The organism is Agromyces sp. P1_H4 (assembly GCF_056405255.1).
Genome location: NZ_JBFUCL010000069.1, coordinates 1 through 13,193, shown reverse-complemented (window position 1 = coordinate 13,193; position 13,193 = coordinate 1). Strand labels below are relative to the sequence as shown.

The 13,193-nt window shown below is 71.8% G+C and carries 14 protein-coding genes; 5 read left to right on the top strand and 9 right to left on the bottom strand.

Annotated features, from left to right (window positions below; genetic code table 11):
• Positions 1–1,525: hypothetical protein (locus AC1DY2_RS06590; protein WP_476761693.1), on the bottom strand; the 1,525-nt coding region annotated here is incomplete at its 3' end.
• A gap of 93 nt (positions 1,526–1,618) precedes the next feature.
• Here AC1DY2_RS06590 and AC1DY2_RS06585 point away from each other — a divergent pair.
• Complete coding sequence (locus tag AC1DY2_RS06585; RefSeq protein ID WP_476761692.1) at positions 1,619–2,668, top strand: LacI family DNA-binding transcriptional regulator; 1,050 nt, start codon at positions 1,619–1,621, stop codon at positions 2,666–2,668.
• On the opposite strand, the gene AC1DY2_RS06580 is transcribed toward AC1DY2_RS06585, so the two are convergent.
• From AC1DY2_RS06580 to AC1DY2_RS06565, 4 genes are read right to left on the bottom strand one after another with little or no spacing between them, the layout of a single operon-like run.
• Positions 2,652–3,563 (bottom strand): NAD(P)-dependent oxidoreductase, encoded by a 912-nt coding sequence (locus AC1DY2_RS06580; RefSeq protein ID WP_476761691.1) that lies wholly within the window; start codon positions 3,561–3,563, stop codon positions 2,652–2,654. The two genes, AC1DY2_RS06585 and AC1DY2_RS06580, sit on opposite strands and share 17 nt — an antisense overlap.
• Complete coding sequence (locus tag AC1DY2_RS06575; RefSeq protein WP_476761690.1) at positions 3,560–4,222, bottom strand: bifunctional 4-hydroxy-2-oxoglutarate aldolase/2-dehydro-3-deoxy-phosphogluconate aldolase; 663 nt, start codon at positions 4,220–4,222, stop codon at positions 3,560–3,562. Before AC1DY2_RS06575 ends, AC1DY2_RS06580 begins: the two co-directional genes overlap by 4 nt.
• Positions 4,219–5,283: a hypothetical protein gene (locus tag AC1DY2_RS06570; protein WP_476761689.1), complete on the bottom strand. Its 1,065-nt coding sequence runs from the start codon at positions 5,281–5,283 to the stop codon at positions 4,219–4,221. The genes AC1DY2_RS06575 and AC1DY2_RS06570 overlap by 4 nt, the downstream gene beginning before the upstream one ends.
• Positions 5,283–6,509, bottom strand: a complete 1,227-nt coding sequence (locus AC1DY2_RS06565; protein ID WP_476761688.1) for an enolase C-terminal domain-like protein — start codon at positions 6,507–6,509, stop codon at positions 5,283–5,285. Before AC1DY2_RS06565 ends, AC1DY2_RS06570 begins: the two co-directional genes overlap by 1 nt.
• A gap of 145 nt (positions 6,510–6,654) precedes the next feature.
• Here AC1DY2_RS06565 and AC1DY2_RS06560 point away from each other — a divergent pair, with 145 nt between their 5' ends.
• Positions 6,655–7,473 (top strand): NAD-dependent epimerase/dehydratase family protein, encoded by an 819-nt coding sequence (locus AC1DY2_RS06560; RefSeq protein ID WP_476761687.1) that lies wholly within the window; start codon positions 6,655–6,657, stop codon positions 7,471–7,473.
• Positions 7,474–7,596: 123 nt separating this feature from the next.
• A complete protein-coding gene (locus AC1DY2_RS06555) occupies positions 7,597–8,334 on the top strand; it encodes a hypothetical protein (RefSeq protein WP_476761686.1) in 738 nt (245 codons plus the stop codon).
• On the opposite strand, the gene AC1DY2_RS06550 is transcribed toward AC1DY2_RS06555, so the two are convergent.
• Positions 8,335–8,901 carry a DUF1697 domain-containing protein gene (locus tag AC1DY2_RS06550; RefSeq protein WP_476761685.1) on the bottom strand — a complete coding sequence of 189 codons (567 nt, stop codon included), beginning with the start codon at positions 8,899–8,901 and terminating at the stop codon, positions 8,335–8,337. It lies immediately after the preceding gene.
• Between the two features lie 219 nt (positions 8,902–9,120).
• Between AC1DY2_RS06550 and AC1DY2_RS06545 the strand changes: the two genes are divergently transcribed.
• A complete protein-coding gene (locus tag AC1DY2_RS06545) occupies positions 9,121–9,576 on the top strand; it encodes a hypothetical protein (RefSeq protein WP_476761684.1) in 456 nt (151 codons plus the stop codon).
• Positions 9,577–9,589: 13 nt separating this feature from the next.
• Here the strand turns inward: AC1DY2_RS06545 and AC1DY2_RS06540 are convergent, their stop codons facing one another.
• From AC1DY2_RS06540 to AC1DY2_RS06530, 3 genes are all read right to left on the bottom strand, one after another.
• On the bottom strand, positions 9,590–11,365 hold the full coding sequence (locus AC1DY2_RS06540) for a hypothetical protein (protein WP_476761683.1): 1,776 nt from the start codon (positions 11,363–11,365) through the stop codon (positions 9,590–9,592).
• 122 nt (positions 11,366–11,487) lie between these two features.
• A complete protein-coding gene (locus AC1DY2_RS06535) occupies positions 11,488–11,952 on the bottom strand; it encodes a DUF4190 domain-containing protein (protein WP_476761682.1) in 465 nt (154 codons plus the stop codon).
• 35 nt (positions 11,953–11,987) lie between these two features.
• Positions 11,988–12,353: a winged helix-turn-helix transcriptional regulator gene (locus AC1DY2_RS06530; protein ID WP_476761681.1), complete on the bottom strand. Its 366-nt coding sequence runs from the start codon at positions 12,351–12,353 to the stop codon at positions 11,988–11,990.
• Positions 12,354–12,447: 94 nt separating this feature from the next.
• On the opposite strand from AC1DY2_RS06530, the gene AC1DY2_RS06525 reads away from it, so the two are divergent.
• On the top strand, positions 12,448–13,193 hold a 746-nt coding region (locus tag AC1DY2_RS06525; RefSeq protein WP_476761680.1), incomplete at its 3' end, for an NAD(P)H-binding protein.

Sequence of the window (13,193 nt, the reverse complement as noted above, 5' to 3'; positions counted from 1 at the left end):
GCCCATCATCGTGCAGCGGCTCGAGCGCCGCCCTCAGCCCGGGGTCGAGTGCGGCCGCGGGCGGCACGATGACGCGGGCGTAGCGGGAGCGGCCGAGCACGAGGCATCCGTCGACCACCGCCCCGTCACGCTCGAGCGTGCGCTCGTCGGCGAACTCGTAGGCGACCTCGCCCGCTCGCAGCCGCTCGACGAGGCGCAGGAAGTCGGCGTTGATCGCGCCGGCCGGCGTCGCCGGGAAGTCGTGGGCATCGTGCACGTTCGTCGCGACGAACTCCCACGGCTCGAACACCCGGGCGAGCGCTCGCTGCGGCACCACCACCAGGACGTCGGCGGGCGGGCGCGGGTCGACCTCGATCCCCTGCCGCACGGCGCCGAGCACGTCGGCGTAGGCGGCCGACCAGCTCACGTGACGAGGATGCGATGGCGGCCAGTCCTCGATGGCCGCGGAGTCGAGCCGGTACTGGCTGAGGTGCAGCACGAAGTCGGTCACCCCGTGCCCACCGAGCCAGCGCAGGTACCGTTCGAGGTCGGCGGGCGACGCACCCCACCCCGCGCCGCCGAAGGCCTCGGCCATCGTGCGGCCGTCGCCGAACTGCCGGGCGGCCGACGACACCTGCCGTGGGTAGAAATCGTTCAGCGGATGCCGACCCAGGGCGTCGATGCCCGGCAGGCCGACTGCGCGCGCGACCGGGCCGAGTGAGCCGACGGTCGGCAGCTGGAACAGCGGATGCTCCTCGCCCTTCATGTGCGCGGTGAACCGGAGCCCGCGGTCGCGGCACCAGCGATCGAGTGTCGTGAGGTACCGCTCGGCGAAGAGGTCGGCGGCGAGCTCCCAGAACCGCTCGCGCGCCACCGCCGATCGCTCCTCGGTGAGGAACACGGCGGGGAGCAGCTCGAGCAGGTCGTCGCCATGGCGCTCGGCGAACCGCTCCGGCAGGTCGGGCGTCCAAGGGATCGCGCCGTGCGGCGAGAGCTCGTGGTGCGCATGCCCGAGGCCGAACTCGGGCTCGTCGGAGAAGAAGCCGGCGACGCGAGCGAAGGCCTCGGGTGCGAGCCCCTCGGCGTAGCGCGCGTAGCAGAGCTCGATGAAGCGCTCGGCGAGCGCGGGGGCCAGGTAGTCGACCCCTGCGCCGACCCGCTCGACGATCGCCCACCGCGCACCGTCCCGATCGAAGCGCGCCAGGGCGGGTTGCCCGGTGTCGCGCTGCAGCTCGACCCAGCGCTGGCGCAGCTCGGGATGGCGTTCGAGCATGCGGCCGCCCACCGTGCCGCTCGGCCAGCCGTTCTCGTCGTAGATCCAGAACGCGAGTCCTCGATCGCTCGCCTCGACGATGAGCGCCGAGACGATCGCGAGGTACTCGTCGGCGAGGTACCGCGGCTCGTCGGGGTAGAACCGCGGGTGGAACACGACGCCGTCCAGTCCGGCCACGACGAAGGCGTCGAGTTGCACGCGCAGCTCGTCGAGGTCGAGCGGCCCGTTGACAGCCCAGAGCGTCGAGAACGTCGGATTGATCGGCACAGCCATCCCTTCAGATCGTGAATCGATTCACGATTTCCGCTACGCTAGCGTACGGCCCACGGGCACGACAAGCAGCTGCAAGGGAGCGAGATGCCGAGCGTGAAACGCACAGCGCCAGCGACGATCAAGGACGTCGCCGACCACGCCGGCGTGTCGCGGGCGACCGCGTCGTACACGTTCACGCAGCCGTCGCGCGTCTCGGAGCCGCTGCGCAAGCGGGTGCTCGCGGCCGCCGACGAGCTCGGCTACGTCGGCAACGACGCCGCCCGCCGCCTGCGGATGGGCCACAGCCTGGCCTTCGGGCTGCTCATCTCGAACACCGCCAACCCGGTCTACGCCGAGGTCGCGGCAGGCGCCGAGCGCGAGGCATCCGCCAACGGGCGCTTCATCATCGTCGTCAACAGCGACGACGACCCGCAACGCGAACGCGACTACGTGAACTTCTTCGAGTCGCAGCAGGTGAGTGGCATCATCGCGGCACCCGTCGGCGGCGTGCCCGCCGAGCTCCTCGCGCTGCGGGACCAGGGCACCCCGTTCGTGCTCGTCGGCCTCGCCGAGGGACCGCACGACTTCCCCGCGATCTCGGGCGACAACGAGCAGGGCGGATACCTCGCGATGCGGCACCTGCTCGAGCAGGRCCGCAGGCGACTCCTGTTCATCGGTGGCCCGCACCCGCATGTCGACGCCCGCCTGGCGGGCGCACGGCGGGCGCTTCGGGAAGCCGGCAGGGGCGCGCCCGACGCCTCGAATGCCGCCGGCGCCGCGGGCGCTTCCCTCGAGGTCATCCGCACGCCGGCGCAGAACGCACGCATCGGCGAGGAGGTGGCCGTGACCCTCGGCGAACGCGCGCCCGGCGACCGTCCCGACGGCATCTTCGCCGGCAACGACCTGCTCGCGCTGGGCCTGCTGCACGGACTCATCGGGGCCGGCATCACGATCCCCGACGAGCTCTCACTCGTCGGCTACGACGACATCGAGTTCGCCGACTTCGCCATCGTGCCGCTCACGACGATCCGGCACCCGTCCGCCGCCCTCGGCGCTGCAGCCGTGCGCCTCCTGCTCGGTCTCGAGACCGAGGCGAACCTCGAGGGCCGGTTCGCCCCCGAGATCGTCGTGCGCGCCACGTCGCTACCTACGCCACGGGCCTGACCTCGCGACCGTTCATGCGCTCGACCCCCCGCAGCAGTGCCGTGTGGTCGAGGGCGCCGTCGCCGTTGGCGACCGCCGACTCGAGCAGCTGACCCACCACGGCACCCGCCGGCGACACCACACCGGCATCGCGCGCCGCGGCGAGGTAGATGCCGAGGTCCTTCCGGTGCAGTTCGATGCGGAATCCCGGTTCGAACCGGCGCTCGATCATGCCCGCGGACTTGCGGTCGAGGATCCGGTTCCCTGCGAGGCCACCGGCGAGTACGCTCACCGCCGCCTCGACGTCGGCGCCGTGCTCCTCGAGGAAGACGAGCGCCTCTGCGACGAGCTGGATCGTGCCGGCCACGATGAGCTGGTTGGCCGCCTTCACCGTCTGGCCCGCCCCGGCGTCGCCGACGTGCACGATCGTCGATCCGATGGCCTCGAGCAGCGGTCGAACGGTGGCCAGGTCGTCGGCGGCGCCGCCCACCATGACCGAGAGGCTGCCCTCGATCGCTCCCTGCTCGCCACCGCTCACAGGGGCGTCGAGATACCGGATGCCGCGTGCGGCGCACACGCCGGCGAGTCGCCGTGACGCCGCCGGGGCGATCGTGCTCAGGTCGACGATGCGGGTGCCCGGGCGCGCGGCCGCAAGCACACCGCCGCGGGCGCCGTCGGCTCGGGCGTCGTCGCCGAGCACGACCCGTTCGACGTCGGGCGAGTCGGGCAGCATGAGCATGACGACCTCGGATGCCGCGACGGCGTCCGCGAGCTCGGCGGTGCGGCCGCCTGCGGCGAGGAAGTGCGCCACCGGGCCGTGCGAGCGGTTGATGCCGATGACGTCGTGGCCGGCGGCAAGCAGGTTGCGCGCCATGGGCGCCCCCATGATGCCGAGTCCGATGAACGTGACGGTCATGCGTGTCCTTTCGGGGTCGAGACGGCCCGATCAGTCTGATCGAGGGCGGCGAGGGGTGCGAGTGCCGCGCGGGTGCGCGCCTCGAGCGCTCGCAGGTCGCCGCCGACGAGCGCGTCCTCCAGGAGCAGCGCACTCACGCCGACGTAGGCCGCGCCCGCCTCGAAATACGCGCCGAGCTCGTCGGGACGCACGCCACCGGTCGGGAAGAGCGGGATGTCGGGCAGCGGACCGACGAGCTCACGCAGGTAGGCCACACCACCGACCGGGCCGATCGGCGAGACCTTCACGAGGTCGGCGTCGAGGGCGGCCCGTGCGATCTCCCCCGGGGTCAGCGCACCGGGGATGTACTCGATCCCGGTGGAACGAGCCGCCTCGACGAGCGCCGGATCGTGGTACTGGCTCACGACGAAGTCGGCGCCGGCATCCGTGGCGCGGCGCACGTCCGCCGGGGTGCGCGCCGTGCCGCACCCGACCGCCAGGTGCGGCAGCGCTCGCTTGGCCGCCGTGAGGGCGGCGAGCGCCCCGTCGCTCGTCAGCGTGAACTCCAGCCGCGAGAGCCCGGAGTCGGCGAGCACCGATGCCACCTCAACRAATCGCCGGGCGCTCGGTGCCCGCAGCACGGCGATCACACGCTCGCGGCGCGAGCGCGACGTGCTCATCGGAGGCTCCCGGCGGCCGCGACGGCGGYGCCCAGCCGCCGCATCGATGCGAGGCCCGCGTGGTACACGTGCAGGCGATGAGCACCCGAGGCGACGAGCCGCTGCCAGTGCGCGGCGAAACCGTCGGGATCCCCCGAGAGGATGTCGACGTACGCGGTCGCTCCTGTACCGCCGGCCTTCCGCCCGAGCGCGTCGACGCCGCGGTCGACGTCACCCCAGCAGTCCACCAGGCGTTCGATCGGAACGCTCACCCCGACGGCGTCCGCGGCACCGAGGCTCACCTCACGGGCACCCGAGTCGCGGGCGAGAGCCACGAGTTCGGTCGCGGTCTCGGCCGCGACGGCGGCCCGGTGCCGACGCAATACCGCGAGCGGCTCGTCGCTTGCGGCATCCGCTCGCTGCACCGGATCGCGGCCATCGGCCGTCCGGCCGTCGGTCGTCTGGTCGATGGYCGCACGCAGAGACTCGGCGAGCACCGCGGCGTCGAGCCCGACCGCACGCGCGCAGGCCTCGCAGACGCACATCGCCAACAGTTCCGCGGCCGCCTCGCCGAGGTCGGCCCCGTGCAGCTTGTCGTGCAGGGACCCGTGCGCGAGCCCCTGCCAGCCGACCGCCTCGAGGTGCAGGGCAGCTCCGGCACTCGCCCGAGCCGCCGACCCCACCAGCTCGCGGAAGAACGCCCGGGTGGTGGCCTGCGAGAGGCACGGGGCATGCGGCATCCGGTCACCGAAGGCGTTCTCGACTCGCGGAACCCCGGGTGCGGCGCCGTCGACGTGCCCGATCACCGCCCAGGTGTCGACGCGCATGCCGACTCGCTCGAGCCCGTCACGTGCGCCCTCGAACGAGAACCCGCCGGGCGGCAGCGGTGCGGGTTCTCCGAGATAGCTCGCCGAGCCGGGGAGGTCGACGATGCGATGCAGCGGATGCCGCGGCGTGATGGTGCGCGCGCCATGGTAGGTCGCGGCGAGGGCGACCCGGGCGACGCCCTCGGCGCGCAGCCGCACCGCCGCATCCGGATCTCCCTCGACGTCCCACGGGAAGAGTCGGAAGGTGGCCTCCATCAGAACCTCGGCAGGGTGGGGTCGTAGGTGGGGTCCACCGTGCGGGCGTAGGCCGTGTCGTCGCGCACCGTCCGCCCCGACTCCAGGTAGGCGCGGTGCAGCCGGTCGACGACGTCGCGCCGCACGTCGACCCCGAGGCCCGGGCCGTCGGGCACGCGCACCGCGCCCTCGCGGAACGAGATCGCCCCAGGCACGACGATGTCGGATGCCGCATTCCACGGGTAGTGGGTGTCGCAGGCATGATCGAGCTCGGGTGTGGCGGCCGCGGCGTGCACCATCGCGGCGAGCGAGACGCCGAGGTGCGAGTTCGAGTGCATCGAGAGCCCGAGGCCGTACGTCGCGCAGGCGCGCCCCAGCTCTCGGGTTGCAGCGAGGCCGCCCCAGTAGTGATGGTCGGCGAGCACGATGTCGACGGCGCCGGCCTCGACGGCCGGCTCGAGCGTCTCGGGAGAGACCACGACCATGTTCGTCGCGAGTGGCAGCGTCGTCGACGCCCGTACGGCGGCCATGCCGTCGAGGCCGAGCGTCGGGTCCTCGAGGTACTCGGCGACGCCCTCGAGCCGGTGCGCGACCTCGATCGCGGTGTCGACGCGCCAAGCTCCGTTTGGGTCGATGCGCAGAGGCACCTCGGGGTAGGCAGCGGCGAGCGCCCGCATCGCCGCGATCTCGCGCTCGGGGGCCAGCACGCCCGCCTTGAGCTTCAGCGAGCGGAATCCGTAGTCGTCGATGAGGCGCCCCGCGAGGGCCACGAGACCTTCGGACTCGTGTGCCGCACCCCAGTCGTCGGGAGCGGCTCCGGGATGGCTCGCCCACTTGAAGAAGAGGTAGCCCGCGAAGTCGATGGCGTCGCGCACCCGGCCCCCGAGCAGTTCGCTGACGGGCACGCCCTCGAGCTTGCCGAGCGCGTCGAGCGCCGCCACCTCGAAGGGCGCGAAGGTCTTGCGACGTTCGACAGCACTGACGTCGGCGTCGAGCATGGCCATCACCGCGTCCTCGAGGGCGCGCGGCTCCTCGACCCGTAGGCCGACGAGCCGCGGCGCTGCGGCCAGGAGCCGCCCGACGAGCGGCTCTTCGCCACTCGTCTCGCCGAAGCCCACCGTGCCGTCGTCGAGCGTCAGGATCACCAGCGTGCGGAGCGCGAGGGGCTCGTGCACTCCCCAACTGTTGAGCAGCGGCGGGTCGGGAAACGCCATGGGCACCACTTCGACCGTGCGGATACGACTCATCGACCTGTTCCGGATGGCTCTGCGGGGCGGATCGGCGGCGCGCGGCCCACCCCGCAGAGGTCTATGCTCACAGCGTCCAGCGGCGGGATCGACCGGGAGTACGCTGTTGTGAATGGATTCACAACAGTAGGGAAAGGACCGGGTGTTGTCAATCGAGCAGACCGTCGTCATCACGGGTGCTGCGGGCCGGATCGGGCGCGCCCTCGTTCCCCGGCTCCGTCGACGGGGCCGTGCGCTGCGGCTGGTCGACACGAGCCGGGCAGACCTCGAACTCGACGTCGAGCCCGGAGATGTCTCCTGGCATGACGTGTCGATCGAGGATGCCGAAGGGATGGAGCGGGTCATGCACGGGGCATCCGCGCTGGTGCATCTCGCGGGGCTGTCCTCGGAACGCCCATGGGCGGACCTGCTGCGGGTCAACATCGACGGCACCCACACGGTGCTCGAGGCAGCACGGCGGGCCGGAGTCAGGCGGGTGCTGCTCGCGAGCTCGATCCACGCGGTGGGGTTCCAGCCGGTCGGCGCCGCCGCCTCGACCACGCCGCCGCTGCCCCGCCCCGACACCTACTACGGCGTCACCAAGGCGGCCATGGAGGCACTCGGCAGCCTCTACGCCGACCGGTTCGGCATGTCGGTCGTCAGCGCACGGATCTGCACCTTCCTCGAGGAACCGGGCGACGGCCGCGCGATCGCACAATGGCTCTCACCCGACGACATGGCCCGACTCGTCGAGGCGAGCGTCGCCCTCGACGACGGCTCCCACCATCTCGTGTGGGGCGTGTCGGCGAACGCGCCGGCCTGGTTCTCGCTCGAGGCCGGCCACGCGATCGGGTACCACCCGCTCGACGACGCTCGCGCGGTCTCGGTCGAGCGCGACGGCGTGGTGCCGCCCGACCCCGACCCGACCGCCCCGCTCGGAGCCGCATTCACCGACGAGCGGCACCCCGTGGGCGGCACGTGGTGACCTGAGCGAGCCTCACGGCGAGAACGTCTGAGAGACGACGCGCGCGCGACATCCGCGTGAACCTCGCGCCCATAGGCTCGGCACGCGCCACCCGATGTTGCTGCCCGCTGAGCCGGAGGTACCATGCCCGACGCGTCGCCCACCCGCTCCAGGTCGCTCGGGTTCTCCGGCCGCCCGATCGCGACCTTCGCCGTGCTCATCGTCACCCTGCTGTGCGCGACCGTCGGCACGATCGGCGTGACGTCGTCGCACGCCGAGCACGAGACGCAGGTGGAGGCCGAGGCACGCGCTGCGGCGGTGCAGCTCGTGGCCGGCCACGTCGGCCTCGGCGCGGCCCAGTTCGATCCGACCGGTGCACGGGTCACGGTCGACACGAGCGCGGCGAAGGCGGCCCTCCAGGCGGCTCGTGCTGCGGCGACGGATGCCACGGGCAAGGCCTCTGCGGAGTCGCTCGCCGCCCTCGCGGCATCCGTCGATGAATTGGAACGGGACCTCGAGGGCGACGAAGTCGGCGCCTGGTACTTCCCCCGGGTGCATGAGTTGCGGCGCCTTCGCGACGCGGTGGTGAGCTCGGCGATCGCGTGGCAGGCGGCCGAGGACGCGCGTCTGGCTGAGCAGGCGTCGATCCTCGCCTCAGGCCAGAATGACGGGAGCAGCGACGGTGAGGTCGGGAACGGCGGATCCTCCGCGCCGCCGACATTCAACATCGACTTGGGCGACAGCTTGTTGCCCTTCACGCCGCTCGGCCCTTGGGAGGAGGATCCGCACCTCTACGATTACGCGTGCCCGATTCTCAGCGGGTACTACTGGTCGCCGACGCCCTGCTTCGAGGAGGATACGACGGAGGTGCCGGGCGAATAGTCAGTCTCCAGCCTCCATCTCGTCGAGTTTCTCGAGCAGCTTGGTGCAGGTGCCCCACGTGCGCACGGTCACCTGCTGGAAGACCGGCATCGCCATGAACTTCTGGATGCGGGTCTTGGTCGCCTTCGCCGCCACACGCGAGAAGTAGATCGCGCCCGGCCCGGCATTCACCGAGTCGACCCCCGCCCGCAGTTCGGGCATCTCGGCGAGCGCCGCTTCGGCGGTGAGCGGGTGCTTGAGGAAGAAGACGTCGCTGCGCAGCTTCGGGGACCCGTGATCGGTGGGGGCGGCCTCGATCGTCTTGGCGAGCTCGTCACGCGACCGGATCACGACGAGCAGCGGCATCCCGAACCGTTCCTCGAGCATCGCCTCGACGTCGGCTTCGAGCTTCTGGCCGCCGCGGCGACCCCTGCCGCCGGGCCGGAACAGCACATTGCCGCTCTGCAGGTAGGTGACGACGTCCCGGAAGCCGCCGTCGCTGAAGCACTCGACGAGCTCGGGCATGCGAATCGGATTCCGCCCGCCGACGTTGATGCCACGCAGCAGGGCGACGTGCGGTGCGGCCATATGCACCTGACTACCAGAGCCGAGCGGATGCCGCGATCGCTCGAAGTCCACGAATGCGTTCTCTCGAAGAGGTCGGTGCCGAAGTGCCGGAGTGCCGAAGTGCCGGAGGTTTCCGACCGGAAAGCATCGCCGGTGCGACCCCCGGCCGTTGCCGCGCCGAGCCACCCGGAGTAGATTCCCGACGTCTGGTGGAGCGGGTGGCCGAAGGGGACGATCGAGATGAGTGACGAATCAACCGGGCTCGAAGCGACGATCGCGATCACGACGGCTGACTCGCCCGAGATCATGCGCATCGTGGCATCCGACGGCGAGGTCGACACCTACCTCGAGAGCGCCGGGGTACCGACGGAGGTGTTCGGCGACGACAGGGATGCCGCCACGGGTCGGTGCGCGCGCGAGCGCGCCGCGCTCGGCAGTGCGCTGCTCTACGCCGTGGAGGTCGGTGAGGTGACGGATGCCTCGGAGTCCGGAGGGACGATGACGCTGCCGGCATCCGCCGTCCTCTCGCTCATGGCCTCGCTGACGGAGGTGAGCAAAGACGGGCTGCTGCTGGCCGAATGCCTCGAGGAGGAGCATCCGGATGCCGCCGGGCGACTGCGCGAGACGTTCGAGCTGCTCGAACTCGACGTCGACCGCCTGCGGCGCGCGGTCGACCAGAGGGCGAACGGCGGCTGACGCCGCGAGGTGCTCAGAACGCGAGGTCGAGGTGGAAGTGGTTCACCAGCGGCCCGTGCCAGTTGATGTTCGTGATGTCGCCGGTGCGACCGCGGCTCGTGTTGGCGACCTCGATGATGCGGCGCTGGCCGAGCCGCTCGTTCACCGCGCGGGCGACCGAGAAGTCGTCGTAGATCACACGCCACTCGACGCCGATCGCTGAGGCCGCCCTGTCGATCGCCAGCGCGAACTGGATCGCTTGGGCTGCGTCGAAGAAGCCGTCGGCGCGGCGCTGCGGGATCGTGAGATCGAGCGAGCGCCCGCGCCCTGCGAAGCCGCCGCCGCCGTGACCGCCGTAGTTGTCGGCCGTGAACCCGGCGCCGTACGTGTCGATGAGCCACAGCACGAAGATGGCCGTCGTGGTCATGACCCCGATGCTGTTGCGTCCCCACACCGAGCCCCACGCGGGCCGGCCGTTCGCGTCGAGCTCGTGCACGTTCTCCCAGCCGCGTTCCTCGATGTCGATCGCCGCCTCCCGCACGGCGGCGTCGACCTGCTGCTGCCCGCCGAACTTGCGGGTCTCGGCGGCGACGATCGCGGCCTCCTCTGCGGCGGAATCCAGCGTCGCCTTCGGGTCGCGGGTGCGACGCCGGAGTGCGGATTCGGCTTGGGAGATGGCCCGAGCCCGTTCGGGGTCGGTGAGCGCGCGGTTGCGCGCGGCGAGTCGACCACGCACGAGGGCGACGGCGTCGACGTTCGGGAGGGCGCCGGGCGCGAAGTTCCGCAGTTCGCGCACACCGCGCTGGGTGACCGTGGTGAAGTCGAGGTGCTCGCGCCGCTCGAGCATCCAGCCCCAGGCTCCTTCGGTGAGGTGCGACACGATCTTGTCGACGAGGAGCTGCCGTTCGACGACGAGCTCGGCCTCGAGCTGCGCGCTGCGCTCATCGGGCGTGAGCGCGCGTCGACGGCCGTTCTCGACGACGCGCCGGTTCGCGACGGCCTGCGCGAGCCGTGTGCGTCTCCCATTGAGCTGGCGAAGGACTGCGGCGTCGAGGCCCGCGAAGGGCGTGCTGAAGCTGCTGCGCTGGTACCAGCCCTGCATCGTCTCGTCGAAGTCGGTCACGAACGACGCTCGCGTCGCGGCGACGTCGACGGTCTGCCCCTGCGCGGCGCGGCGCGTGCGCCATCCGTCGACGAGCTGGTCCACGTAGGCGGCGACCCCGGCGACGCCCCAGAACTCGATCGTGGTGTCGATGCCGTGCACGGGCGCGGTCTCGGCGGCCGGCGGCGCGGCCCCGGCCACGACGACGGGTGTGCCGCGCGCGACCTGGATGCTCGGGCGGGCGGGCGGATAGGGCACGTCGGTCGTGTCGACGTCGCGCGGCGCGGCGGTCGTCGGCTGCGCCGCTCCCTGCTGCGGCACGCCCTGCGTGGGCTGCTGCCCCGGCGCCTGGGCTGGCGTTTGAGTCGGCTGCTGCGCCGGAGCCTGGGTGGGCGTCTGGGCCGGTTGCTGACCCGGTGTCTGCGGCTGCGCATCGGTCGGGGCATCCGCGTCGACGCCGGCATCGACCGGCTGACGCTGCAGGCGCACGATGCCGCCGGCCGCGCGGGCCGACACCCCATCGGATGCCACGAGCTCCGCTGCCGCGCGATTTCCGGCGACGCGCTGCACGCCGGCGAGGGTGAGCGGCGCCGCCTCGCGATCAGTGGCGACGCCGACCGCGGGCACGACGGCGGAAGCCGGTCGGCCGTTCCCGATGCGCCGGCCGGTCTCGTCGGCCTCGTCGTCGCCGACCTTGCGATGCCGCATCCTCTCGCGGACGGGTCGCCGACGGCTGGCCCGCCCGTCCTCCTCAGTGCGAGGTTAACCGCGGCCACGCTCTGCGAGCGTGCAGTGTGCCCGATCGGGCAGGGAAGGCTGCGCGGGGCGGACTACCAGAGCGTGCCCGCGCCCACGAACAGCGAGAGGAACGCGAGCCCGCCGAGGATGAGGCCGATCAGGGCCGTGACGAAGCCACGGCCACCGGAGGCACTCGCGCGCACGATGCCCATGATGCCGAAGACGACCGCGAGGAGATCGGGCAGGCCGCCGAGCACCAGGCCGATGAGGAACGGGATCCACGTGACGAGGAAGCCCCAGATGCCGAGCACGAGCGCGGCCACGGCGAAGCCGTTCGTCGCCGACGACGGAACGACGGCCACTCGGGCGACCGGCCCGACATACCCGGCCGGCATCTGGTCGTGGTAGACACCCCAGCTCGACCCGTCCCACCAGCGATAGCGATTCGAGCCCGGCTCGACGTGCCATCCGGCGGGCGACACGGCCGCGTAGGGATTCGGCTGGACATGGGCCGGCTGGGCACGGGTGGTTTGGGCAGGCGTGGGCTGGCTGGTCATCGGGGCCTCTCGATGCGATGTAGGACGCGCACAGGCTATCCGACCGGGATGACCCGACCCGCGTTCGCCGCGACCCACTCGACGAGGGGCAGCATTCGGTCCATCAGGTCGCGCCCCAGGTCGGTGAGCGAGTACTCGACGCGCGGGGGCACCTCGGGGTAGGAGCGGCGTTCGACGAGCCCGTCGGCCTCGAGCGTGCGTAGCGTCGACGCGAGCATCTTCTCGCTGATGCCCTCGACCTCGCGGCGCAGCTCTCCCCAGCGGTGCGTGCCGTCGGTGAGCGCGAGCAGCACGAGCACGCCCCACTTGCTCATGATGTGATCGAGCACGACGCGCGTAGGGCATCCCTCGGTGAACACTTCGCCGGACGCTTCACGGATCTGCGCAAGACTTACCACCATGTAGGTACCTTACTTGAAAGTGGGTACCCAATCTTGGGAAGGTTGGCGAGCGGCATCCGGTTGGCCCTCGATGTACGCAATCGGAAGGACCATCATGACCATCCTCGTCACCGCAGCCTCGGGCCAGCTCGGCCGCCTCGTCGTCGACGCATTGCTCGAGCGCGGCGCCCAGCCCGACGACATCGTCGCGAGCGCGCGCGACACCTCGAAGCTCGCGGACGTCGCGGCACGCGGCATCCGCACCGTCGAGCTCGACTACGCCCGTCCCGACACCATCGCGGCCGCCCTCGACGGCGTCGACACCGTGCTGCTCATCTCGGGCTCGGAGCCGGGCTCGCGCCTCGCAGGCCACCGCAACGTGATCGACGCGGCGAAGGCCGCAGGCGTCGCGAAGCTCGTCTACACGAGCGCACCCCAGGCGGCCACCGCCGACTACGCCCTCGGCGCCGACCACAAGGCCACCGAGGAGGCGATCGCCGCATCGGGTGTTCCCGCCGTGATCGTGCGCCACAACTGGTACACCGAGAACTACGCGGCGGATGTCGCGCGCGCGGCCTCGACCGGCACGATCGCGGCATCCGTGGCCGACGGCCGCGTGGCCAGCGCCACCCGTGCCGACTTCGCCGCCGGCGACGCGGCCGTGCTGCTCGAAGATGGCCACCTCGGCCAGGTCTACGAGTTCGGCGGCGACGCGGCGTGGAGCTACGCCGAGCTCGCGGCGGCCGCCTCGGAGGTCGTCGACCGTCCGGTCGAGTACACCCGCCTGACGACCGACGAGCACGTGGCGGCGCTCCAGTCGGTCGGGCTCGACGCCGGCACGGCCGCCTTCGTCGCCGGCAT

Coding starts and splice junctions, on each gene's coding strand:
- AC1DY2_RS06565 (WP_476761688.1), bottom strand. CDS start 6,509: ATGAGTCGTATCCGCACGGTCGAAGTGGTGCCCATGGCGTTTCCCGAC.
- AC1DY2_RS06540 (WP_476761683.1), bottom strand. CDS start 11,365: ATGCGGCATCGCAAGGTCGGCGACGACGAGGCCGACGAGACCGGCCGG.
- AC1DY2_RS06580 (WP_476761691.1), bottom strand. CDS start 3,563: ATGACCGTCACGTTCATCGGACTCGGCATCATGGGGGCGCCCATGGCG.
- AC1DY2_RS06530 (WP_476761681.1), bottom strand. CDS start 12,353: ATGGTGGTAAGTCTTGCGCAGATCCGTGAAGCGTCCGGCGAAGTGTTC.
- AC1DY2_RS06535 (WP_476761682.1), bottom strand. CDS start 11,952: ATGACCAGCCAGCCCACGCCTGCCCAAACCACCCGTGCCCAGCCGGCC.
- AC1DY2_RS06555 (WP_476761686.1), top strand. CDS start 7,597: ATGCCCGACGCGTCGCCCACCCGCTCCAGGTCGCTCGGGTTCTCCGGC.
- AC1DY2_RS06545 (WP_476761684.1), top strand. CDS start 9,121: ATGAGTGACGAATCAACCGGGCTCGAAGCGACGATCGCGATCACGACG.
- AC1DY2_RS06550 (WP_476761685.1), bottom strand. CDS start 8,901: ATGGCCGCACCGCACGTCGCCCTGCTGCGTGGCATCAACGTCGGCGGG.